23 protein-coding genes, 1 tRNA gene and 1 pseudogene are annotated in these 22208 nt (G+C 68.4%); 9 read left to right on the top strand and 16 right to left on the bottom strand.

What is annotated here, in order from left to right:
- Positions 1 to 54 precede the first annotated feature (54 nt).
- Positions 55 to 1440: a hypothetical protein gene (locus ACQHIV_RS16450; protein ID WP_427895217.1), complete on the top strand. Its 1386-nt coding sequence runs from the start codon at positions 55 to 57 to the stop codon at positions 1438 to 1440.
- Between the two features lie 2 nt (positions 1441 to 1442).
- Positions 1443 to 2699 (top strand): histidinol dehydrogenase, encoded by a 1257-nt coding sequence (gene hisD / locus ACQHIV_RS16445; RefSeq protein WP_427895215.1) that lies wholly within the window; start codon positions 1443 to 1445, stop codon positions 2697 to 2699.
- 52 nt (positions 2700 to 2751) lie between these two features.
- On the opposite strand, the gene ACQHIV_RS16440 is transcribed toward hisD, so the two are convergent.
- Genes ACQHIV_RS16440 through ACQHIV_RS16410 form a run of 7 tightly spaced genes read right to left on the bottom strand, consistent with a single transcriptional unit; the run spans position 2752 to position 8937 of the window.
- Positions 2752 to 3711 carry a dihydrodipicolinate synthase family protein gene (locus ACQHIV_RS16440; RefSeq protein WP_427895213.1) on the bottom strand — a complete coding sequence of 320 codons (960 nt, stop codon included), beginning with the start codon at positions 3709 to 3711 and terminating at the stop codon, positions 2752 to 2754.
- A gap of 29 nt (positions 3712 to 3740) precedes the next feature.
- Entirely contained in the window at positions 3741 to 4481 is a 741-nt protein-coding gene (locus ACQHIV_RS16435) for an amidohydrolase family protein (RefSeq protein WP_427895211.1), read from the bottom strand.
- Positions 4478 to 5353, bottom strand: coding sequence for an amidohydrolase family protein (locus ACQHIV_RS16430; RefSeq protein WP_427895209.1), 876 nt, complete (start codon positions 5351 to 5353; stop codon positions 4478 to 4480). Before ACQHIV_RS16430 ends, ACQHIV_RS16435 begins: the two co-directional genes overlap by 4 nt.
- Positions 5350 to 6450 carry a mandelate racemase/muconate lactonizing enzyme family protein gene (locus tag ACQHIV_RS16425; RefSeq protein WP_427895207.1) on the bottom strand — a complete coding sequence of 367 codons (1101 nt, stop codon included), beginning with the start codon at positions 6448 to 6450 and terminating at the stop codon, positions 5350 to 5352. Before ACQHIV_RS16425 ends, ACQHIV_RS16430 begins: the two co-directional genes overlap by 4 nt.
- Positions 6447 to 7205 carry an amidohydrolase family protein gene (locus ACQHIV_RS16420; protein ID WP_427895205.1) on the bottom strand — a complete coding sequence of 253 codons (759 nt, stop codon included), beginning with the start codon at positions 7203 to 7205 and terminating at the stop codon, positions 6447 to 6449. Before ACQHIV_RS16420 ends, ACQHIV_RS16425 begins: the two co-directional genes overlap by 4 nt.
- Entirely contained in the window at positions 7202 to 7981 is a 780-nt protein-coding gene (locus ACQHIV_RS16415) for a creatininase family protein (protein ID WP_427895203.1), read from the bottom strand. The genes ACQHIV_RS16420 and ACQHIV_RS16415 overlap by 4 nt, the downstream gene beginning before the upstream one ends.
- Entirely contained in the window at positions 7978 to 8937 is a 960-nt protein-coding gene (locus ACQHIV_RS16410; RefSeq protein ID WP_427895201.1) for a Gfo/Idh/MocA family protein, read from the bottom strand. Before ACQHIV_RS16410 ends, ACQHIV_RS16415 begins: the two co-directional genes overlap by 4 nt.
- A 135-nt stretch (positions 8938 to 9072) precedes the next feature.
- On the opposite strand from ACQHIV_RS16410, the gene ACQHIV_RS16405 reads away from it, so the two are divergent.
- On the top strand, positions 9073 to 9477 hold the full coding sequence (locus tag ACQHIV_RS16405) for a RidA family protein (protein WP_427895199.1): 405 nt from the start codon (positions 9073 to 9075) through the stop codon (positions 9475 to 9477).
- Here ACQHIV_RS16405 and ACQHIV_RS16400 read toward each other — a convergent pair.
- Positions 9449 to 9751, bottom strand: coding sequence for a GNAT family N-acetyltransferase (locus tag ACQHIV_RS16400; protein ID WP_427896510.1), 303 nt, complete (start codon positions 9749 to 9751; stop codon positions 9449 to 9451). The genes ACQHIV_RS16405 and ACQHIV_RS16400 overlap by 29 nt on opposite strands.
- Before the next feature lie 103 nt (positions 9752 to 9854).
- Positions 9855 to 12581 carry a pyruvate dehydrogenase (acetyl-transferring), homodimeric type gene (gene aceE / locus ACQHIV_RS16395; RefSeq protein WP_427895197.1) on the bottom strand — a complete coding sequence of 909 codons (2727 nt, stop codon included), beginning with the start codon at positions 12579 to 12581 and terminating at the stop codon, positions 9855 to 9857.
- 320 nt (positions 12582 to 12901) lie between these two features.
- On the opposite strand from aceE, the gene ACQHIV_RS16390 reads away from it, so the two are divergent.
- From ACQHIV_RS16390 to ACQHIV_RS16380, 3 genes are all read left to right on the top strand, one after another.
- Positions 12902 to 13345, top strand: a complete 444-nt coding sequence (locus tag ACQHIV_RS16390) for a DUF3052 domain-containing protein (protein ID WP_427895195.1) — start codon at positions 12902 to 12904, stop codon at positions 13343 to 13345.
- Positions 13342 to 13800: a peroxiredoxin gene (locus ACQHIV_RS16385; protein WP_427895193.1), complete on the top strand. Its 459-nt coding sequence runs from the start codon at positions 13342 to 13344 to the stop codon at positions 13798 to 13800. Before ACQHIV_RS16390 ends, ACQHIV_RS16385 begins: the two co-directional genes overlap by 4 nt.
- Positions 13801 to 13833: 33 nt before the next feature.
- Positions 13834 to 13906: transfer RNA gene (locus ACQHIV_RS16380), tRNA-Val, on the top strand.
- A gap of 218 nt (positions 13907 to 14124) precedes the next feature.
- On the opposite strand, the gene ACQHIV_RS16375 is transcribed toward ACQHIV_RS16380, so the two are convergent.
- The 4 genes and pseudogenes from ACQHIV_RS16375 to ACQHIV_RS16360 form a co-directional block, all read right to left on the bottom strand.
- Positions 14125 to 14832, bottom strand: a complete 708-nt coding sequence (locus tag ACQHIV_RS16375; protein ID WP_427895191.1) for a type 1 glutamine amidotransferase domain-containing protein — start codon at positions 14830 to 14832, stop codon at positions 14125 to 14127.
- Positions 14833 to 14927: 95 nt separating this feature from the next.
- On the bottom strand, positions 14928 to 15503 hold the full coding sequence (locus tag ACQHIV_RS16370; protein ID WP_427895189.1) for an alpha/beta hydrolase fold domain-containing protein: 576 nt from the start codon (positions 15501 to 15503) through the stop codon (positions 14928 to 14930).
- Positions 15449 to 15673 (bottom strand): annotated as a pseudogene (locus ACQHIV_RS16365) (alpha/beta hydrolase); the annotation flags it as partial. The gene ACQHIV_RS16370 and the pseudogene ACQHIV_RS16365, both read right to left, overlap by 55 nt.
- Before the next feature lie 386 nt (positions 15674 to 16059).
- Entirely contained in the window at positions 16060 to 16638 is a 579-nt protein-coding gene (locus ACQHIV_RS16360) for a TetR/AcrR family transcriptional regulator (protein WP_427895187.1), read from the bottom strand.
- 204 nt (positions 16639 to 16842) lie between these two features.
- Between ACQHIV_RS16360 and ACQHIV_RS16355 the strand changes: the two genes are divergently transcribed.
- From ACQHIV_RS16355 to ACQHIV_RS16345, 3 genes are read left to right on the top strand one after another with little or no spacing between them, the layout of a single operon-like run.
- On the top strand, positions 16843 to 17772 hold the full coding sequence (locus ACQHIV_RS16355) for an acetoacetate decarboxylase family protein (RefSeq protein ID WP_427895185.1): 930 nt from the start codon (positions 16843 to 16845) through the stop codon (positions 17770 to 17772).
- 7 nt (positions 17773 to 17779) lie between these two features.
- Positions 17780 to 19354, top strand: a complete 1575-nt coding sequence (locus ACQHIV_RS16350) for a succinic semialdehyde dehydrogenase (protein ID WP_427895183.1) — start codon at positions 17780 to 17782, stop codon at positions 19352 to 19354.
- A gap of 47 nt (positions 19355 to 19401) precedes the next feature.
- Complete coding sequence (locus ACQHIV_RS16345) at positions 19402 to 20331, top strand: NAD-dependent epimerase/dehydratase family protein (protein ID WP_427895181.1); 930 nt, start codon at positions 19402 to 19404, stop codon at positions 20329 to 20331.
- Here the strand turns inward: ACQHIV_RS16345 and ACQHIV_RS16340 are convergent.
- The 3 genes from ACQHIV_RS16340 to ACQHIV_RS16330 all read right to left on the bottom strand — a co-directional run bounded on the left by ACQHIV_RS16340 (position 20326) and on the right by ACQHIV_RS16330 (position 22177).
- The gene (locus tag ACQHIV_RS16340; RefSeq protein WP_427895179.1) at positions 20326 to 20544 is read right to left on the bottom strand and encodes a hypothetical protein; all 219 of its coding nucleotides are present in this window, start codon (positions 20542 to 20544) and stop codon (positions 20326 to 20328) included. The genes ACQHIV_RS16345 and ACQHIV_RS16340 overlap by 6 nt on opposite strands.
- Complete coding sequence (locus tag ACQHIV_RS16335) at positions 20541 to 20768, bottom strand: hypothetical protein (protein WP_427895177.1); 228 nt, start codon at positions 20766 to 20768, stop codon at positions 20541 to 20543. The genes ACQHIV_RS16340 and ACQHIV_RS16335 overlap by 4 nt, the downstream gene beginning before the upstream one ends.
- Positions 20769 to 21100: 332 nt before the next feature.
- A complete protein-coding gene (locus ACQHIV_RS16330; protein ID WP_427895175.1) occupies positions 21101 to 22177 on the bottom strand; it encodes a serine hydrolase domain-containing protein in 1077 nt (358 codons plus the stop codon).
- Positions 22178 to 22208 lie beyond the last annotated feature (31 nt).

The following is a 22208-nucleotide window of genomic DNA, read 5'->3' as shown; positions in this document are numbered from 1 at the left end:
TCTGAGATAGCGGATTTGTTTTCGAAATCTCGAAAATACTGAGGAGTGGTTCCGATGACCACGCACGGCCCGTATCCCCAGCCCGCCGGCGGTATCAAGGCCACCTTGACCGGTGGCAACACGGTCGGCGCCTCGCTCCGCGAGCGCCAGCCCCGCGCGGACGGTTACCGGCACCTGGACACCCCGGCGCTGATCCGCCGGCTGCTCGACCTGAACGCGAACACGTACCTGTACTGCATCTGGGACTCCGCCACCGACTTCGACGACCTGTGCGACGAGTTCCTGCCCGCGGCCGCGGCCGCCGGGATCGACGTGATCCCGTACATCGTGCCGCCGACCGAGACGTCGGACCACGGCCGCGCGTCCCGTCCGTACCGGCTGGACTACGTCGGCTGGGCGAAGGCGTTCGCCGAGCTCGGAGCGAAGTACCCGAACTTCAAGGCCTGGGCGATCGACGACTTCGAGGTCGGCAACAACGCCACGCTGTTCACCCCGGAGTACATGCGGGAGTTCCTCACTCACGCGCCCGACCTGCGGTTCTACACGTGTGCGTACTTCGGGATGGCCACGAACGCCGACTTCCTCGACAAGTACGGCGAGTTCGTGGACGGGATCATCTACCCGTTCCTCGACGGGCACCATGAGAACACCACGGTGGCCGCGTCGCTCGGCGCCTGCCTGGACGAGATCCTCGCGCTGACCGACCCGCGCGGGCTGGAGCTCATCCCGCTGATCTACACCGGCCGGTTCCTGGACGCGCCGCTGCACGCGACCCCGCGGTACTGCACCGACACGCTGACGACGACGGCCGAGTACGTCGCGGCCGGCCGGATCCCCGGCGTGATCGCGTACGGCACCCAGCTCGACGACGGTCCGGCGCCGACCGCGGACAACAAAGCGCTGTACGGCGACGGCCGGCTGGCGCTGATCAACTCCCGCGGCCGCGCCGCCGCCGGTACGACGGCCACCGCCACGCAGCGGGTCCCGGTCGACCCGCGGTCGCCGCGCTACGAGGTGTCGTTCTGGTACCACCGCTGGTTCCTCTCGCCGGGGATCGAGCCCGGCCGGTACCAGCTGGAGATGCTGATCGACGACACGGTCGTGTGGACCATGGACCTGTACGAACAGCGCTGGCCCGTGTGGACCAATGGTGACGGCATGGAGGGCCCGGTCGACGTCACGCAGTACGTTGCCGGACGCAACTTCGTGGACGTGACGTTCCGGCTGCACGTGCTGAAGGAGACGGCAGGGCAGTACATCGACGTCGGCGTGGACCACGTCGAGTCGATCGGGCTCGGCATCCGGAACGGCGGGTTCGAGGAGGACGCCGACTGGATCCTGCGCGGGAGTGGTCCACTGCTGTCGGTCTACGACCACTACCTGCGGGACCGTCCGGCGCGTATCTTCGCGGCCATCTCGCGCGTGTACCAAGGAGGGTGATCATGGCCGAACACCTCAAGACCGGGTGGCCGCAACGGGTCGAACGGCAGCAGGAGGTGATCGACACCGTCAGCCGGATCCTGTCCGAGGTGGAACACGAGGGCGGCCCGGCGATCCGCCGCTGGTCCGCCCGCCTGGACCACTGGGAACCGGACTCGTTCGTCGTCTCCGCCGCCGAGATCAAGGCGGCCACGGTCGACGACGACCTGGCGGCACAGCTGGAGTTCGCCCGCTCCCAGGTGGAAAGCTTCGCCCGAGCCCAACGAGAGACGATGGCGGACCTGGAGGTGGAAACCCTTCCCGGTGTAGTTCTGGGCCATCGCCACATTCCGGTCGCGAAGGTGGGTTCGTACTCACCCGGCGGCCGCTACCCCCTGATCGCCTCCTCGATCATGACGGTCACCGTCCCGAAGGTCGCCGGTGTGGACACCGTCGTCGCCGTCGCCCCACCCCGCGACGCCGCCGGCATCTACGGCCCCCAGCTCTACACGATGAACCTCGCCGGCGCCGACGTCATCCTGTGTCTGGGCGGCGTCCAGGCCTTCGCGGCCCTTGCCTTCGGCATCGAAGACGTCCCGCCGGTCGACCTGGTGGTCGGCGCGGGCAATGCCTACGTCGCCGAGGCCAAGCGGCAGCTGTTCGGTACGGTCGGCATCGACCTGCTGGCCGGCCCGACCGAGGTAGCCGTTATCGCGGACGAGTCCGCCGACGCCCGCCTGGTGGCCGCCGACCTGCTCGGCCAGGCCGAACACGGCCCGAACAGCCCGGCGCTGCTCGTCACCACCTCACGGTCCTTCGGTACGGCGGTGATCGCCGAGGTCGAGCGGTGGCTGGCGGGGGACTGGCCGACCGTCGAGGTGGCAGGCGCGGCCTGGCGGGAACACGGCACGGTCGTGGTGTGCGAATCCCGCGAGGAGGCGGTCGAGATCTCGGACTCGTACGCGCCGGAGCATCTCGAAGTTCAGACGTCCGACGACGACTGGTACGCCGCGAACCTGCGGAACTACGGCTCGCTGTTCATCGGTCCGGAGGCCACGGTGGCGTTCTCGGACAAGTCGATCGGGACCAACCACGTGCTCCCGACGGGCCGCGCCGGGCGGTACACGGGCGGGCTGTGGGTTGGGAAGTTCCTGAAGACTGTGACGTACCAGCGGCTGACGGCCGACGGCGCGCGCTCGATCGCCCCGTCGACGGCCGCGATCGCCGACGCCGAGCTGATGTACGGGCATGCGTTGACGGCCCGGCTGCGGGCCCAGTAGGAGCTCGAAACCCCACCGGCCCAGGGGTGGGACCGGTGGGGTTTCGTCTTGTTCAGGCCAGGTGCGGGAGCAGGTCCGCGAACTCCGCCAGCAGCCGGTCGACCATCCGGATCTCCTCGGCGTCCAGGCGGTGCGCGGGCTCGCGGCAGTACGCGCTCGCGAACAGGCCCCGGCGTACCGAGATCAGCTTCTCGGCGGCGATGATCCGCTCGGTGTCGAGCATCCAGTACGAGATGTACGGGAGCAGCCGGCGGTGCAGGTCGACGCCGGCCTCGCCGTCGCCGGTGGTCAGGCGGCGCCAGATCTCGACGTACAGCTCGGTCAGTGAGCAGCCCGGTTGCGTGCCGACGGCGCCGCGGCGGACGGCGTCGGGGAGCTGGACGCCGGCGTACCCCTCGACCGAGGCGAGTGGCGGCGTACCCTCGGCCAGCTCGGCGATCAGCGGGCCGGGCGGGCTCGACTCGACCTTGACCAGCCGCAGGTTCGGGTGGTCGGTGGCGATCGCGCGCAGCAGGTCGGCGTCCAGGCTGGTGCCGGTCTCCGCGGGCGCGTACTGCAGCACCATCGGCACCGGGTCGATCGTGGTCAGCACCGTCCGGACGTGCTGCTCCAGCGAGCCCCGCGACGGCGACAGGAAGTGCGGCGGCAACAGGTTGATCAGGTCCGCGCCGGCCTCCACCGACTCCCGCGCCCGCCGCGCCGCGAGCTGGGTGGCGTGATCCTGTACGGCGACCACGGCCGCGACGTCGTCCCGGTCCCGGGTGTGCGACAGCAGGATCTCGGTCAGCCGGCGGCGCTCGTCCTCGGACAACTTGTGGAACTCGGACGCGAAGCCGGGGAACATCACGCTGGTGACGCCGGTGCCCAGCACGTACCGCACGACCCGGTCGAAGCCGTCGTAGTCCACCTCGCCGTCGGCGGTGAACGGTACTTCGAGCACCGGTGAAACGCCGCGTACGAGCAGCGACGCGTCGCCTGCCCGCCCGGCCTCGATCTCCTCCGTGGTGACCATGTCTGCCTCCCGTTGTGTGGTCACTGTGCTCATCCGTGCTGCCCCAGCAGCTTGGCGATGTTCCCGCCGAGGACCGCCGCCTTCTGGTCCGGTTCGATCGGCCAGTCCCGGATCCGGTCCACCTCCGCGAGCGGCACGGTGTACGGCGCATCGGTCGAGAACACGAGCCGTCCGGCGCCGATCCCGGGCTCGGCGAGGAACCCGCTGAGCACCGTGTCCCAGGGTGCGTACGACGTGTCGCCGTACAGGTTCGGCGCGTGCAGCAGGGCCGGGATCGCGTCGATCCAGAAGTCGGTGGCGCCGCTCTTGCCCATCAGCACCGGCAGCTCGGGCCGCCGGCGGGCGAGGCTGGCGAGCGGCAGCGGGAGGGCGGTGGCCGGCGTACCGGTGCGGACGTACACGAACCAGCCGGCGCCGGCGGCGAAGTCGAGCAGCGGGTCGAGCAGGCCGTCGAGCAGGTCGAAGCCCTGCAGGACCGAGTCCACCGCCAGCGCTACGGCTCCGGCGTCGCGGGCGCGGTCGAGTTCGTCGACGGCGGCACGGCCGCGCCACGGGTTCGCGACGGCGTACGCAAGGAGCCGGCCGTCCGACTCCGCTGCCGCCTGGGCCGTGTCCGCGTTGCCCTCGCGGTTGTCGTAGGCGATGCAGCGCTCGGACGGCGCGACGAGAGCCCGGTCGATGCCGAGGGCATCCATTGTGGCGAGCAGGCCGGCCGGCTTCAGGCTCGCGTCCCGGCTGTCGCCGATCCGGACATGGGCGTCGATGATCATGCGGGCACCTCCAGCCCGAGGGCACCGAGCGCGTCCGCGTGCACGATCCCGTCGACGACCTCGTCCGGGACGCGCGGGAAGTGGGTGCCTTCGACGATGTTGTTGACAGTCCGTAGTCCGGCGATCGCTTCGCCGGTGTTGGCGATCGGGTAGTCCGACCCGAGCAGCAGCTTCCCGGTCGCGCCCCACTCGACCGCGTTGATCAGCGACTGGTAGAGCACCCACGGGCGCAGGTAGATCGACGACACGTCGGCGTACACGTGCGGGTGCTTGCGGATCGTCACGACCGTCTCCCGGCTCCACGGGTGGCCCATGTGCGCCATCACGATCCGCAGCTCCGGGTACCGCAGCGCGATCTCGTCGGTGACCAGGGGATAGGTGTAGCGCAGTGGTGCGTGCCGCATCGGCGAGGCGCCGGAGTGGAACAGGATCGGCAGGCTGTGCCGCTGGCAGTACTCGTAGAACGCCAGCGCAGGCTCGCCGAGCGGGTCGAAGTTCTGGTAGTTCGGGCCGAGCTTCACGCCGACCAGGCCGAGCTCGCGGCAGCGATCGGCCTCCTCCAGGGCGTCGACCGCGGTCGGGTTCACCGACATGAAGCCGATCCGCTTCGCCGGACTGTCCTTGACGAACTCCGCGGTGGCGTCGTTGCAGCGCTCCGGCGGGTACGGCAGGCCGGTGAGCTCGAGCGGATTGTCGACGGCGATGTTGAAGACGATCGACACGTCGGCGGCCGCCATCGCCCGGTCGTAGTCGGCCCACGAGTTCGCGGTCTCCACCGGGCGGTCGTTGCGCCAGTTGTGGTAGACCTGCCGCTCGTCCTCGGGGACCGCGTCGCGGTGGGTCGGTGTGTGTGCGTGGACGTCGACGATCATCGGAACTCCCGCAACAGGTCGGCTCGCAAGGTCACTCCCAGGCCGGGTCCGCCGGTCAGCCGGACGTGCCGCCCGTCGCTGTCGAGCGGCTTCGCCAGCACGTCCTCGGTGTAGTAGTGGGCGCCGATGATGTCGCTCGGGTACGCCGACAACCGCGGCAGCGCGGCCGCGACGTGCAACTGCGCCGCCGCGCCGATCCCCAGCTCGCCGTTCGACCCGATCAGTACGTCGACCCCGTGCGACGCCGCAAGCTGCCCCATCCGGACCGCCCGCCCCGGCCCGGCACTCTTCCCCACATACAAACTGACGGTGTCAGCCGCCCCCGCCTCGATCACCGTCAGCAGGTCATGCACGTCAAACACAGATTCGTCGGCAATCACGGGCAGTCCGAGCTGCCGTACCTCATTCGCCCCTCGTACGTCGCGGGGCTCCAACGGCTGCTCGAGGAACGCGACGCCGGATGCCTTCAGCTCGGGGACCGCTCTGACTGCCTCGGCTCGTGTCCAACCCCCGTTGGCGTCGGTGCCGAGGAAGGCGTCGCCTGCCAGGTCGCGGGCTCGGCGTACTCGGTGGAGGTCTGTGGGCAGGTCGAGGCCGACCTTCACCTTGAAGGCGCCGAAGCCGGCCGCGGTCGCCGCGTGGTACGCGCGCTCGAGTTCCTCGTCGTTCCCGGACAGCGAGAGTTTGATCGGGATCTCGGTCCGGTACGGGCCGCCCAGCGCGACCGCCAGCGGTACGTCGAGGGTTCGCGCGAACGCGTCCCAGAACGCGATCGAGACGCCCGCCTTCGTGAACGGGTTGCCCTGCAGCACCTTGTCCATCAGGTCTTCCAGCGCGCCGACCGGCGTCAGCGGCCGGTTCACCAGGGCCGGGGCGAGGACCGTGCGGATGAAGTGGTCCGCCGACGTACCGTCCTCGCCGGACCAGATCGGGGTCGCGCTGACCTCGCCGTACCCCTCGACGCCGTCGCTGGTGAGGACGCGGACGAGCAGGAAGTCGGAGCGGTCGTGCGGGCCGCGGGCGCCACGGACCAGCAGCTCGGGGGCGGCGTCCAGCGTGACGTGGGCGGTCTGGATCGCCGCGATGGTGGCCGTCACGCGGGCTCCAGCAGGCGGCGCGGGTTGTCGACCAGCATCGCGTGGCGTTGCGCGTCGGTGATGCCCCAGCCGTCGATCTCCTTGATTCGGGCGACCGCGTAGTCCTGGCTGGCCTTGTCGGACAGGCCGGCGTCGGTCCCGAAGATCACCTTGTGCGGCGGGGCTTCGGCGAGGATGCGGCGCGCGGCGTACGGCGGCGTACCGCAGATGCACAGGTAGAGGTTCTCGGTCTCCTGGGTCATCGCGAGCGCCTCGCGCCACAGGTCGTGCAGGCCGCCGTGACCGAGGACCACCCGCAGCTTCGGGTGCCGGCGGGCGAGGGCGGCGATCTGGCCGGCGGTCGAGTACGGCGGCGTACCGTCGTGACTGAGCAGGACGCCGCCGACCGAGGTGATCACCTCGCAGATCGGGTCGAGGGAGCGTTCGTGCATGCTGAAGCCCTGCAGCCAGGGGTGCAGCTTCAGGCCGCGGAGGCCGAGTTCGCCGACCATCCGTTCGGCCTCGTCCACCGCGGTCTTCCGGCGGACCGCGACGGTGCCGAAGCCGGTCAGCCGGTCCGGGTACGCGCGCACGAACTCCGCCAGCCGGTCGTTCGACTCCGGCGTCGGGTCGAACAGCCCGTCGTGACTGAGCACCACCGCGTGCTCGATCCCCGCCGTGTCCATGAACCCCGCGAACTCGTCGGCCCCGAAGGCCGCGCCCCCCAGCCAGGTCGCGGTCTCCCACGCCGGCGTGTGGGTATGGAAGTCGATCACAGCACCTCCGCCAGTCGAAGCAGCCGGTCGCCGAGCGCGACCGTCAGTTGGTGGAACCATCTCCGCCCGGCCGCCACCTCGGCCAGCTCCGGACGATCCGTGAACCCGTCGATCCGCCGCCAGCTCTCCGCGGTGTGCAACGCGACGTCGTCCACCACGTCCCCGGCCGGCGGATCGATGCGTTCCTTGCGCTCAGCAACAAACTTCACGTCCTGAGCCAACATCAACGCAGTCTCGAACTGCCCCGCATGGCCCGGCACCGGAGCCTCACCCGCACCCGCCGCGTCCGTGTCGGTGGTGGGGGAGGTGTGCGGTGAGGGCTCTTGCGGTAGGAGGTTCCAGTAGTCGACGTGGGCGAGGTTGAGGCTGTAGCGGGTGGAGGCTGTGGCGGCTGCCGCGTGGCAGACGCCGGTGTTGCCGCCGTGGCCGTTGACGAGGAGCACGCGGCGGGCGCCGTCGGCGGCGAGGGAGCGGGCGAGGTCGAGGAGTACGGCGAGGAGGGTCTCGGCGGAGAGCGAGAGGGTGCCGCCGAACGGCAGGTGGTGGTCGGAGGCGCCGAAGGGGAGTGCTGGGGTGAGGACGATCGGCCTCGGCGAACGCTCGTGCACCAGGTCAGCGGCCGCGGCGGAGACGGCCTCGGCGAGGATCCAGTCGGTACCGGTCGCGAGGTGCGGGCCGTGCTGCTCGGTCGCTCCGACCGGCACCACGACTATTGCCTCAGGCAACAGTTCGCCGAGCGTACCGCGGTTCGTGTGCTGCCAGCGGACGTAGGTCATCCGGCCCTCCCGGCGACAAGTTGGGCGGTCCGCAACGCGGCGATCCCGTCGTCCAACGACGGTACGCCGGCCTTCCGCGTCCCGTCGTACAACTCCACGAACCGCCTGACCTGCAGGTCGAAGCACCGCGTCGTACGATCGCCCGGAAACCGCACCTCGCGCTCCCCGTCCGCGGTGCCGAGCCGCAGGGCGAACGTGAACCCGTCGAGTGTCGCGAGCCCGCGGTCGCCGAGGAACGTCAGCTCGCAGCGGGGGAGCGCGGCGGTGAACCAGCCGAACTCGACCAGCGCCTGGTGACCGCCCGGATAGCTCAGGCGAGCGCCGGTCAGATTGGCCGCGGGCAGGTCGGGGCGGGTGCGCTGGGACCACGCGTCGTACACGCGTTCCGGCGGTCCGCCGAGCAGGTGGCTCAGCCAGTCGAAGACGTGCGCGCCTTCGTGGACCACCGGACTGCCGTGCTCGAGGGTGCGGGTGATGAGGTAGGCGTGCTCGCGCCTGGCCGGGCTGTACGCCTCGTCGTAGATGTGGGCGCGGACCAGCACGGGCGTACCGAGGGTGCCGTCGTCGATCCACGTCTTCAGCTGCCGGATCGCCGGATCGTGCCGGTACGTCAGCCCGATCTGCACCCGTCGCCGCTGCTCCGGGTCGAGCCGGTCGTAGATCCGCGCCGCCTCGACCGAGGTGGCGACCGGCTTCTCCGCCAGCACGAACAGCCCGGCCTCGGCGTACCGCACGACCAGCTCGGGCGTCACCCACGGCGGCGTCGCCAGCACGACCCCGTCCACCCCGCCCGGGTCGAGGTCGGCGGCCGACCGGATGCCGTGACCGGCGGCGGCTTCGCGGCGGACGGGGTCCGGATCGACCAGCTGGACCACGTCGACGGAGGGATGCCGGAGGAGGGCGGGCAGATGCGCACCGAGGCCGATCGCCCCGAGCCCCACGAGCGCCACTCGCATCCGTCGCTCCTTCAGAATATCGGAATTAGTTTCTGTTTCCCGAAGCTTAAGAGGTGCTCACACCGCCCGCAATAGCTCGCCACGGACTGGATCCGCTATAGCCGAAATACCGAAGATATCTCTAGCATTGTGCGTATGGCCTCAGATTCCCCCGTAGGATCCGTCCGTACCGACGCCGCCCCGGCACCCCGCGGCCACTACTCCCAGGCCAGGACCGCCGGTGACCTGGTCTTCACCGCCGGCCTCGGCCCGCTCGATCCGGTCACCCGGGAGATCGTCGGGCCCGGCGACGCCGCCGAACAGACCCGCCAGGTGTTCCGCAACCTGTCCGCGATCCTCGCGGCGGCCGGGTGTGGCCTCGACGACGTGGTGAAGGTGACCGCGTTCCTGCAGAACGCCGACCGCGACTGGGACGACTACGACTCGGTCTTTCCCGAGTTCTTCACGCCGCCGTACCCGGCCCGGCTGACCGCCGGCGCCGACCTGGGCGAGATCCTCGTCGAGATCGAGGTCATCGCGCACCGGCCGGCCCCAGCGTGATCCAGTACCGCCGCGCCCGCCCCAGCCAGGTGTCCCGGACATCCTCCAGCACCCCGCCGTTGCGCTCGATGGTCCGGGCCGACGCCACGTTCCCGTCGCCGCACGTCACCAGCACCCGGTCCATGCCCCGGGCCCGCGCCCGGCCCAGCACCTCCGCAAGCGCCCAGCTCGCCACCCCACGCCCACGCGCCGACGGCCGCACGCCGTACCCGATATGCCCACCGCCCTCCAGCAGCTTCTCGTTCAACGTGCGCCGCAACGTGATCGCGCCCAGGTAGGTGCCGCGACGGTCGGTTCGATCAGCTCACGCATGTGTCCGAGGGTAAGAGACGGGCCGCTCACCAACCGGTGAGCGGCCCGTTCGGGGTCGGCGTGGATCAGGCGCCGGCGCCCTCCTGCTTCACACCGGCGACCGCGGTCGGGTCGTCGATCCGGTACTTGCGGGCCGCCTCGGCGGCGACCTCCGGCTTCACGTCGCCGCGCTTGGCCAGGATCTCCAGCGTCGCCACCACGATCGACTCGGCGTCGACCTGGAAGTGCCGGCGCGCCGCGGCCCGGGTGTCGGCCAGGCCCCAGCCGTCGGTCCCGAGCGAGGTGTAGTCGTTCGGCACCCAGCGGGAGATCTGGTCCTGCACCGCGCGCATGAAGTCGCTGACGGCAACGACCGGACCCTTGGTGTCCTTGAGCTGCTCGGTCACGAACGGCACCCGCTCCGGCTCGTCCGGGTGCAGGAGGTTGTGCTGCTCCGCGGCGACCGCGTCGCGGCGCAGCTCGTTCCACGAGGTCACGGACCAGACGTCCGCGGCCACGGCGTACTCGTCGGCGAGGATCTGCTGCGCCTTGAGCACCCACGGCAGCCCGACACCGGAGGCGAGCAGCTGCACGCGCGGCGCGTCCTCGTGGTCGGCGACCTGACCCTCGTTGAAGCGGTACAGGCCCTTCAGCAGCGCCGCGACGTCGAGGTTCTCCGGCTCGGCCGGCTGCGCGACCGGCTCGTTGTAGACGGTGAGGTAGTAGAACACGTCCTCGCCGTACGGCTTGCTCTCGTCGAGCCCGTAGCCGTACATCCGCCGCAGACCGTCCTTGACGATGTACGGGATCTCGTACGCGAACGCCGGGTCGTAGTGCACCGCGGCCGGGTTCGTCGAGGCCAGCAGCGGGGAGTGCCCGTCCGCGTGCTGCAGCCCCTCGCCGGTCAGCGTCGTACGGCCGGCGGTGGCACCGATCAGGAAGCCGCGGCCGAGCTGGTCGCCGAGCGCCCACATCCAGTCGCCGGTGCGCTGGAACCCGAACATCGAGTAGAAGATGTAGAACGGGATCATCGGCTCACCGTGCGTGGCGTACGCCGTACTCGCGGCGAGCACCGAACCCATCGCGCCGGCCTCGCTGATGCCCTCGTGCAGCAGCTGGCCCGCCGTGGACTCCTTCCACGACAGCAGCAGGTTGCGGTCGACGGCGTCGTAGTTCTGGCCGTGCGGCGAGTAGATCTTCGCGGTCGGGAACATCGAGTCCATCCCGAACGTGCGGTACTCGTCCGGCGCGATCGGGACGATCCGGTGGCCGATCTCCGGGTCCTTCATCAGGTCCCGGAACAGCCGGACCAGCGCCATCGTGGTCGCGACCGGCGCGTGCGAGCCCTTCGCCAGCGGCTTGTACACGTCGTCGCCCGGCAGCGTCAGCGTCTTCGGCCGCACCCGGCGCTCCGGCAGCGAACCGCCGAGCTGCTTGCGGCGCTCCATCATGTACTGGTACTCCGGCGAGTCGGTGCCGGGGTGGAAGTACGGCGGGTTGTAGGCGTCCTCGAGGTCCTTGTCCTCGATCGGCAGGTAGAGCCGGTCGCGGAACGCCTTCAGGTCGTCCGAGGTGAGCTTCTTCATCTGGTGGGTCGCGTTCCGGCCCTCCAGCGCCTCGATGGTCCAGCCCTTGATGGTCTGGGCGAGGATCACGGTCGGCTGGCCGACGTGCTCGGTCGCGCTCTTGAACGCGGCGTACACCTTGCGGTAGTCGTGACCGCCGCGGGGCAGCTTGCGCAGGTCCTCGTCGGACAGCCCGCTGACCATCTGCCGCAGCCGCGCGTCGCCGCCGAAGAAGTTCTCCCGGATGTACTCACCGGACTCGACCGAGTACGTCTGGAACTGGCCGTCCGGCGTGGTGTTCATCTTGTTCAGCAGCGCGCCGTCGTGGTCCTGGGCCAGCAGGTTGTCCCACTCGCGGCCCCAGATCACCTTGATGACGTTCCAGCCCGCGCCGCGGAAGAACGCCTCCAGCTCCTGGATGACCTTGCCGTTGCCGCGGACCGGGCCGTCCAGCTGCTGCAGGTTGCAGTTGATCACGAAGGTGAGGTTGTCGAGCTCCTCGCGCGCGGCCAGGCCGATCGCGCCGAGCGACTCCGGCTCACCCATCTCGCCGTCACCCAGGAACGCCCAGACGTGCTGCTGGCTGGTGTCCTTGATGCCGCGGTTGTGCAGGTAACGGTTGAACCGCGCCTGGTAGATCGAGTTCAGCGACGCGAGTCCCATCGAGACGGTCGGGAACTCCCAGAAGTCCGGCATCAGCCGCGGGTGCGGGTACGACGACAGGCCCTTGTGCGGGCCGCGGGAGACCTCCTGGCGGAAGCCGTCCAGGTCGTCGGCCGACAGCCGGCCCTCGAGGAAGGCGCGCGCGTACATGCCGGGGGAGGCGTGCCCCTGGATGAAGATCTGGTCGCCGCCGCCGGGGTGGTCCTTGCCGCGGAAGAAGTGGTTGAAACCGACCTCGTACAGGCTCGCGGCCGACTGGTAGGTGGCGATGTGACCGCCGACCTCCAGGCCCTTGCGGTTGGCCTTGCTCACCATCACCGCGGCGTTCCAGCGGATGAAGGCCCGGATCCGGCGCTCGATGTGCTCGTCGCCGGGGAACCACGGCTCGCGCTCGGGCGGGATCGAGTTGATGTAGTCGGTGCTCCGCAGTGCGGGCACGCCGACCTGTCGCTCCCGGGCCCGCTCGATCAGCTTGAGCATCAGGAAGCGCGCTCGCGCCTTGCCCCGTTCGTCAAGGACAGCGTCGAGCGATTCGACCCATTCGCGCGTCTCGTCGGGGTCGATGTCGGGGAGCTGGGTGGGCATCCCCTCGGTGATGATGGCTGGTGGTTCGTGTCCGGAAGCCACGGTGTCCTGCCGTTCTCTCTGGATTCTCTTCACCGCAATCCTGTCACCTGTTCGGAATGCGTTCTACTTTGCCTTCCCTTCCGGCCCGATTCCGGTCGGCCGGGCCTGATCCCAGCGGACACGCCCGGTACCCGGCACGCGGATACCGGACACGTCACGGAACCCTGGTGCATACTTGCGCGACGCGGTACGTCACGATGGACTACCGCTAGCTGTATCGCTAGTAGTAGAGCCATGACACCTACCCCCGGGCAAGCGGGGACCACGGAGGAGGACACGTGAGCGCGACCGCGGATCACGCGGACGGCAAGAGCGGCGGCCCGAACTTGGCCGCCCGGCTGGGCCTTGAGGCCGGCTGGGTGGTCCAGGAGATCGGGTACGACGACGACTGCGACGACGACCTGCGTGACGCCATCCGGGAGGTCACCGGCGAGGAATTCGTCGGTGACGACACCGACGAGGTCGTGGACGCGGTCCTGCTCTGGTTCCGTGAGGACGACGGCGACCTGGTCGACGCGTTCTTCGACATCCTGACCGACCTCAAGGCCGGTGGCGTGGTCTGGCTGATGACGCCCAAGGTCGGCCGCGACGGGTACGTCGAGACCAGCGACATCGCCGAGGCCGCCCCGGTGGCGGGCCTGGCCACGACGAGCACGCTGAGCGTCACCGACGACTGGTCCGCGACCAAGCTGGTGGTCCCGAAGTCCGGTCGCCGCGGGTGACCTTCCCGGCTGCGGGCAGCCGGGCACCCGATTTCAGCACCCAGAACCAGTACGGCGAACCGGTCCGGCTGAGCGACTACGCCGGCCGCCGGGACGTCGTACTGGTGTTCTACCCGTACGCCTTCAGCCAGGTCTGCACCAGCGAACTGGCCGCCCTCCGGGACCGCCCCGCATTGCTGGAGTCGGCCGAGTTCCTGGCGATCTCGTGCGACCCGCTTTTCACCCTCCGCGCGTACTCCGACGCCGAGAATCTCCCGTTCAGCCTGCTGACGGACTTCTGGCCGCACGGCGCGATCGCGTCGACGTACGGCGTCTTCGACCCCGACCGCGGCTGCGCCCGCCGCGGCACCTTCGTGATCGACCGCACCGGCACCATCCGCTGGTCGATCGTCAACCCCCTGCCGCAGGCCAGAAACCTCGACGACTACGCCGAGGCCCTGGCAAGCCTGCGCTGAAACCTCAGGTAGACTCCTCCGGTCGTTAGGTCCGGGCGGATAGCTCAGTTGGTAGAGCGCTTCCCTTACAAGGAAGATGTCGGGGGTTCGAGTCCCTCTTCGCCCACCGAGGTTACTAATGAGAAACCTGCTGAAGCGGGCCGAAAACTGCCCGCTTCAGTGCATTTATGGTGCCTTTGGGGCTGATGTGTCGTCAGTTGGCCGCGGAATGGCGGGCTCCGATGGTGCTTATGTCAACGAGGCTGAGTGGACTCGAAACCGGGCCGAGCCCACCCCTTCACCGGTTTTTGTCGGCCCGACTACGGGCCCTGTGGCCGCTGGGTTTCAATCAGTGAGAGCGGCTACGACCTTCTGCGCCGTCTCCTTGGCCGATCCAGGATTCTGACCAGTGACGAGGTTGCCGTCGACGACGGCGTAGGAGACGAACGGGAGCTTCGCCTTCTCGTAGCGTGCGCCCCGCTCTTTGGTCCGCTCCTCGGCGTTGTAAGGGACGAGCTTGTCGACGCGGGCGAGTACCTCTTCTGTCCAGGCGAAGCCGGTCATCTTCTTGCCGGCGATGAGGTATGAGCCGTCAGAGAGCTTGGTGTTGAGCAGCCCGCAGTAGCCGTGACAGACCGAAGAGACGATGCCACCGCGCTCGAAGATCTCGCGGGTGATGCGCTGCAGGCCTTCGCTGTCTGGGAAGTCATACATGACGGCGTGACCGCCAGTGAAGTAGATGGCGTCGTAGTCGGCAGAGTCGATCTGGTCGGGGCTGAGGGTGTTCTCCAGCAGTGCCATCTTGGCCGGGTCAGCACGCCATGCCTTGGCGGTCTTGTCGTAGTTGGGGAACTTCAGTGCCCGCGGCTCTAGCGGCACCTTGCCGCCAGATGGGCTGACGAGGGTCTGCTCGAAACCAGCCTCGTCGAAGACGTGCCAAGCATGGGTGAGCTCGGAGAGCCACAGTCCAGTGGCGTGTGACGCGTCGTCGTAGTGACCGACATTGGTGACCACGTTCAAGATGCGCTTGGTCTTATTGGGCTGCTGTGTCATGTGACTTCTCCGTTTGGTGCTAGTTCAATCTTCTCATCATTGGAGACTGACTGCCGTTGTGGAATGAACAACACTGGCGCCGTGAAGCGCCGTCCCTAGCCGCGTCGGGCGGTCCAGGGACGGCCACTCGGCTTACTGGAGGGCCGTCTTGAGGGCGTCGGTCGCGAGGTGGCGGCGATGTTGGCTGCCTTGGCGTCGCGCAGGCTGTCCAGGAGCAGGAAATCGTGGACCATGCCCTGGACGCGGACAGACGTGACGTCGACCCCGGCCTCGCGCAGCTTGTTGGCGTACATCTCACCCTCGTCGCGAAGCACGTCGGCCTCGTCGGTGATGACCAGCGTCGGCGGGAGACCCTTGAGGTCCTCCAGTGTGGCCTGCAGCGGGGACGCGTACTTCTCCGCTCGCTTTGCCGGGTCGGTGGTGTAGGCGTCCCAGAGCCACTGCATACCGTCGCGGGTGAGGAAGTAGCCCTCGGCGAACTGCAGGTAGGAGGGGGTGTCGAAGTCGGCGTTCGTGACGGGTACAGCAGCACCTGCGCCTTGAGGTCGATGCCGCCGCGGTCCTTGTTCATGAGCGCGAAGACCGTCGACATGCAGCCTCCGACCGGCTCTCCGGTGACCGCGATGCGTGAGGTGTCCAGACCGTGCTCGGCGCCGTGTTCGAGCACCCACCGGCCGACGGCGTAGTTCTGCTCGACCTGGGTGGGGTAGCCCTTCTCCGGGGCGTTGTCGTAAACCGGAAAGACACCCGCGGCGCCTGCGCCAACGGTCAGCTCGCGGAAGAGGCGGTCGTGGGTCTTGTCGTCGCCGAAGACCCAACCGGCTCCGTGGATGTAGAACACGACGGGAAGCCGGCCGGTAGCGCCCTTGGCTCGGATGATGCGGGTGCGCACCGTGCCCCACCCGCCGGCGTCGAGGTGGACCCACTCTTCGTCGACATCGGTACGTTCGACGCCCTCGCCGCTCTGCAGGTCGAGCAGGATCTTTCGCCCTTGCTCCGGGGGAACCTCGTAGATCCGGGGGTGCGGGTTGGTCTGCTCGCACAGCTCCTTGGCCCCGGGCTCGAGGTAGGGGGTGACGGGGGGGACAGTTCAGCCATCATGGTCTCCTGTCTGCGCTTTGCGCTCCGAGAAGCAACACGCAATGTATGCACTGCTAACATTGACAGTAGCGCGACCGCCATCGCCAGTCAAAGAGCGTCTCTTCCCGGCGGACGGGAAGCGCGAGGTCAGCTCCGCGGTTGTGCGGCGAAGATCGCTAGGAGCGAGGCTCGTACCTGCAGCGCGACTTCTTCGATCGAGTCGGCAGTCAGCTTGTGGTCCAGGTACAGGAACGCCATCCCGTGTACCGCGCCCCAACCGCCGAGTGCGAGGTTGAGGGGATCGGTGTCTGGAAAGACCGCCGTGATCGCTGCAGCGAGCAACTCATGCACGGCGGCGGCGGCTTGCACGCGTTCCTCGTCGTCGGTGTTGCACTCGTTGCCGAACATGAGCCTGAACAGCGCTGGCCGACGCAGCGCGAACTCGACGTAGGCGGCGCCGAACTCCGCCAACTCCTCGGCCGTGGTCGGCAGCGCGCGATCTCGGATGAGGTCCTCTCTGAGGTTGCGCAGCCCCTCGGCTGCTAGCGCCGACTCCAGCGCCTCGCGCTCGGGGAAGTGTCGGTACGGCGCCGTGGCCGAGACGCCGGCCTCGCGCGCGACGGCACGGATGGAGAACGGCTCGCCGCGTTCGAGCATCCCCATCGCGGTGGAGATGAGCTTGGCGCGCAAGTCCCCGTGGTGGTAACTGCTCTTGGCCTCGGACATCGGGCGCTACCTCTTCGTGCTGATCGTGACGTTGTGTGCGGGCTTCAGGATGACGGCGAAGCGTCGGCTTCGGGGTCGGGAATCGCCGAAGCCGGGACCCTTTTCGGCGGAGTGACCGTCGCATGCCGCAATGTTGACTCTGCTTACATTGCCTGCCTATCGTAGATGTAAGCAATGCACACATCAAAGTTGGAAGGGTCCCAGATGGCCAAGTCGCAGAAGGATGCAACAAAGCCGGCCACGGTTGAGGTCCAGTTGGGGGACCGCACGGTCAGCGTGCCCAAGGGTGGGCTGTACGACCGCTACCGCATGGACACCGATCTCGACGAGGTCGCCAAGGACTCCCGCGTCAAGAGCGTCGACTTCTTCCGAACGCTGCCCAAGACCGAGGTCCAGTCGGCGATCGGCCCGACCCACACCCCGAACTTCTACTACTCGATGTCCAAGGCGCAGCTGACCTACGTAGCGCCCACCGGCGCTCTGCGCTCCCGGCTTCCTCGCGGCCTCGCCCCGCTCCAGGTCGCGCCCGGTCTCGGGCTGTTCTCGATGGTCTTCTTCCGTTACGACGTGTGCGACATCGACTTCTACACCGAGGCGACGGTGGCCGTTGCCGTTCGCCCGGCCCGCCACGGCCGCCTGGGCACCGCCGACTTCCTCTCGACGCTCGCCAACGACTCCACCCACGCCTACGTCCTGTCTCTGCCGGTCAACACCGACATCGCGCAGGTCCGCGGCCACGACGGGTACGGCTTCCCGAAGTGGGTCACCGACATCGACGTCGACATTGACGCGAGCCGGACATCGGCTCGCGTGTTCAACGACAACGGCGAGACGGACATCGCCCTCGACGTGGCCACGCCGAAGCAGAAGCAGCTCCCGAGTGGCACGAGCGTCTCGACCCTGACTTCGTACACCGAGCTCAAGGGCGGCTGGAACGCCACGCTGAGCCAGACGAACAACCTGGCCTCTGGCAGCAGCCTGCTGCCGCGCAACGTTTCGCTCGAGCTCGGCTCCGGCCGGCTGAGCGACGACGTGCGTTCCCTCAAGCCGATCAAGCTCCTGCGCTTCGACGTCGCCACCGAAGCGCAGAACGCCCTCCACATCCCTGTGCCCGTCTCGATCCCGGAAAGCTGACCTGACCATGCCCACCACCACTGCTGGAATCACTCCCCGCGTCGATTCGGCCCGCCTCACCGCGCTTGCAGCCCGGGTCCAGGCCGCCGACCCGGACGACTGCCAGGACGTCACCAATGCCATGACTGGCGAGGTGTTCGGCCAGGTGCCGCACTGCTCGCCCGATGACGTCGTGGCCGCGGCGAAGCGCGCCCGCGCCGTCCAGAAGGTGTGGGCCGCTCGACCGGTGGAGGAACGGGCCGCTGTCCTGCTGCGCTTCCACGACCTCGTGCTCGACCGCCAGGACGAGGTGCTCGACCTGATCCAGCTCGAGAACGGCAAGGCCCGGCGGCACGCGTTCGAGGAGATCCTCGACGTCACGATGAACGCCCGCTACTACGCCCACACCGCTGCGGAGTACCTCAAGCCCAAGCGTCGCCAGGGAGCACAGCTGGCGCTGACCAAGGTGTGGGAACTTCACCACCCCAAGGGACTGGTCGGCGTCATCTCTCCCTGGAACTACCCGCTCACGTTGGGCATCAGCGACGCCCTGCCTGCGATCGTGGCCGGCAACGCTGTCATCACGAAGCCCGACGCGCAGACGCCGTACGCCGCCCTGTGGGCAGTTGAGCTCCTCGAGGAGGCGGGCATGCCGGCCGGGCTGGTAGAGGTCGTCACCGGCTCCGGAGCCGAGCTGGGCAAGCCGATCATCGAGAACTCCGACTTCCTCATGTTCACCGGCTCCACGGCCGTCGGCCGCACGGTCGCCGCCCAGGCGGGCGAGAACCTGATCGACTGCTCGATGGAGCTCGGAGGCAAGAACGCCCTCCTCGTCCTCGACGACGCCAACGTCGACAAGGCCGTCAAGGGTGCCGTGCGGGCGTCGTTCTCCAACACCGGCCAGCTCTGCATCTCCATGGAGCGCATCTATGTGCCGAATGCGATCTGGGCCGAGTTTGCCTCCAAGTTCGCCGCCGCCACCAAGGCGATGAAGCTGTCCCCGGCCATCGACTACTCCGGCGACATGGGCTCGCTGGTCTCCCAGAAGCAGCTCGACACGGTCACCCGACACGTCGACGACGCCGTGGCCAAGGGTGCAACAGTTCTCGCCGGAGGAAAGGCGCGCCCCGACCTCGGTCCGTACTTCTACGAGCCCACCATCCTGGCCGACGTGGACGAGACGATGGAGGTCTACGCCCACGAGACGTTCGGGCCGCTCGTCTCGCTCTACCGCGTGGCGGATGAAGAGGAAGCCATAGCCAAGTCCAACGACAGCGAGTACGGCCTGAACTTCAGCGTCTGGACCTCAGACGAATCCAGGGGCTACCGGGTCGCGGCCCAGCTTGAGGCGGGCACTGTCAACGTCAACGACGCGTACGCCGCCGCGTGGGGTTCCATGGACGCCCCCATGGGCGGAATGAAGGCCTCCGGACTCGGCCGGCGCCACGGTGCGCACGGAATCCTCAAGTACACCGAGTCGCAGACCATCGCCATTGAGCGCCTGATCCCCGTCGGGGCACCCGACGGAATGAACCCGAAGACGTACGCCCGCATCGCCAGCCACGCGCTGCGCCTGGCGAAGCGCCTTCCCGGCGTGAAGTAGACCGGTCCGGTCCCACGCCATCCAGAAATCTCACACGAAGAGGAAGAATGCAGACCGTACTCGGAGCCAACGGCCAGATCGCCGAGGAGCTCGCCCGCTACCTCCACGACAATGTCACTCAGGACATCCGCCTGGTCAGCCGCAACCCGCGTCAGGTTCACGAGACCGACCAGCTCCACAAGGCCAACCTGCTCGACGCCGACGCGACGATCGCCGCCGTCGAGGGCAGCGGCATCGCGTACTTGACCGTCGGTCTCCCGATCGACTCCAGGCTGTGGGAGCAGCAGTTCCCGACGATGATGGCGAACACCATCGCGGCGTGCCAGAAGCACGGCACCAAGCTGGTGTTCTTCGACAACACCTACATGTATCCCCGTACTGACACTCCGCAGGTCGAGGACACCGCCTTCCAGCCGATCGGCCGCAAGGCGACCGTACGAGCCGAGATCGCGAACATGCTCCTCGCCGAGATGCGGGCCGGCACCATCGAGGCCGTGATCTGCCGTGCCCCGGAGTTCTATGGACCGGGCAAGACCCAGAGCCTCACCAACACCGCCATCTTCGACCCGATCAAGGAGGGCAAGCGCCCGTCCGTACCGATCAACGCCCACACCAAGCGGAGCATCATCTGGACCCCGGACGCCAGTCGCGCCATGGGCCTGATCGGCAACACCCCCGACGCCTACGGCCAGACCTGGCACCTGCCCATCGATCCCGACCGCCTCACCTACGCCGGGATGATCGAGATCGCCTCGGAGGTCGTCGGGGAGGGCATCTCCTACCGCACCGTCCCTGAGGCGGCCTTCAAGGTCCTCGGTCTGTTCAAGCCCGCGGTGAAAGAGGCGAACGAATTAATGCCGCGCTACCGGCAGGACAACATCTTCGACACCACGAAGTTCGCCACGCGCTTCCCAGACTTCCACGTCACGACCTACCGGGAAGGCATCACGGAGATCCTCAAGAGCCCCGCTTCATGACTGCACCGCCGGCCCCAACGGCTTCCGCACGTCTGGGATCGTCCTCGCGATGGCCACGTCGGCTGCGACCTGGTCCGCGAATCCACGCCACCATTCGGGGTCAGGATCGAGGTCGAACTCGATGTATTCGTTGACCGTCGGCACCAGATCCCGGAGGTAGACGAGGCCGAGAGCTGTCCCGGGGCGGTCGTCGGGGCGGCTCAGTCGCTTCATCGCGCCGCGCCTCTCGTCGATCGCATGGTGATGCCGTGTCCGAGGAGCGCGGCGCGCATGGTGTTCGCCACGACGCCGAAGGCCTCGACAATCTGCGAGAGCGACTGGCCGGCCTCGTAGCGCTCTGCAGCGTGCTCGAGCTCGTCCGGCGTGAGGCCAATCTTGCGACCGGCACCGTGCCGTTTGAGGATCCCGGACACAGTGCCGGTGCCGATCCCGTACACCTCCGCCAACTCCCGTCGGAGTGCACCGGCTCGGTATCGCTCGACGAGCTCGAGCTGCTGTTGTCTCGAAAGCCGGACCTGGGTTTGTCGGACCGCCGGGAGTGCGGATGAGGCTATTGGTGCCCTGACCTGCGGCAACGGCGAACTCAGGAGCTTGAGGACCGCCGGGCTAGGTTTCGATAGTTGTCCACTCACCTCCACTCACTCGTCGCCGCGGTATGCCCGCGGAGGGCGCGGGCCGGGCTCGTTCGTCGTGTTGTCCGGGGGTGCAACCCCCGGACCCCGCCCGGCGGGCTTCGCCCCCGGACCCCCGCCGTGGTCGCGTGAGCTGTCTATTCGCCTTGCTCGCCGAAGACCGTCTTCACCAGGCGTTCTAGGGCCGGCGGGAAGATCTCCAGGATGTTGGCGTCGGCGTCGCCCATGGTGATGGCTGCGGTGAGGGTCTTCTGGCCGTCGGCGGTGCTGTACATGAGGGCGCCGTAGCCGCCGGGGGCGCTGCCGTTGTGGTGGTAGATGGTCTGGGTGCCGGTGTCCTGGGCGAACAGGCCGAGGCCGTAGTTGAGCGGGCCGCTCTTCGGTTCCGGCGTACGCATCGCGGTCAGGAGTTCGGCCGGGAGCAGCTTGCCGCTCTGCAAGGCGGACATGAACACCTGGAGGTCACGCGTCGTCGACAGCATGCTGCCGGCCGCGAAAAGCAGCGACGGGTTCTGCTCGGTGACATCGACGACCTTCGACTCCTCGCCGTCCTGGTATCGGAAATACCCGTGCGAGTGCGGGCCGGGGATGTCGGTCCGGTCGCCGGGCTCGATCGTGCCGGTCAGGCCGAGCGGCTTGATGATCCGGCTGTCCAGTTCCTCGGCGAGCGTCCGCCCCGTGACGGCCTCGATCAGCAGTGCCGCGACCGAGTAGTTCGTGTTCGAGTAGCTCCATTCGGCGCCCGGCTCGAACCGCGCGGGCTTGCCCAGCGCGAACTCCACCAGCTCGTCCGGTGTGTACCCACGCAGCCGGTTGTCCGCCCACTCCTTCCCGGTCGCGGGCAGCCCCGCCACGACCGTCCCGTCCGGGTAGTACTCGCCGGTGTAGTTGAACAGCCCGCTGGTGTGGTCGAGCAGCATCCGCACCGTGATCCGCTCGTCCAGCGCGAACCGCGGCAGTCGGCCGGCGACCGTACTGTCGAGTTCGACCTTGCCCTCGGCCACCAGCTGCAGTACGACGGTCGACACGAACGTCTTGGTCACGCTCCCGACCCGGAACTCCTGGTCCGCGGGCGGCAGCTCGGCACTTCCGAGCTCCCGTACGCCGGCCCGGGCGACGTACTCGCCGCCGCCGTCGTGCACCCGCAGTTCGAGGCTCCCGAACCCGGCGTCGACGAACTCCTGCGCGGCCTGCTGCAGCTCCTGTACGGACATTCCCTGCTCCTCCTGAGAGTGATGTTTTCGA

It is taken from the genome of Kribbella polygonati (genome assembly GCF_050320105.1).
Classification (GTDB): domain Bacteria; phylum Actinomycetota; class Actinomycetes; order Propionibacteriales; family Kribbellaceae; genus Kribbella.
Note: the sequence above shows the minus strand (reverse complement) of the source record. Positions and strands in the feature narration are given on the sequence as shown.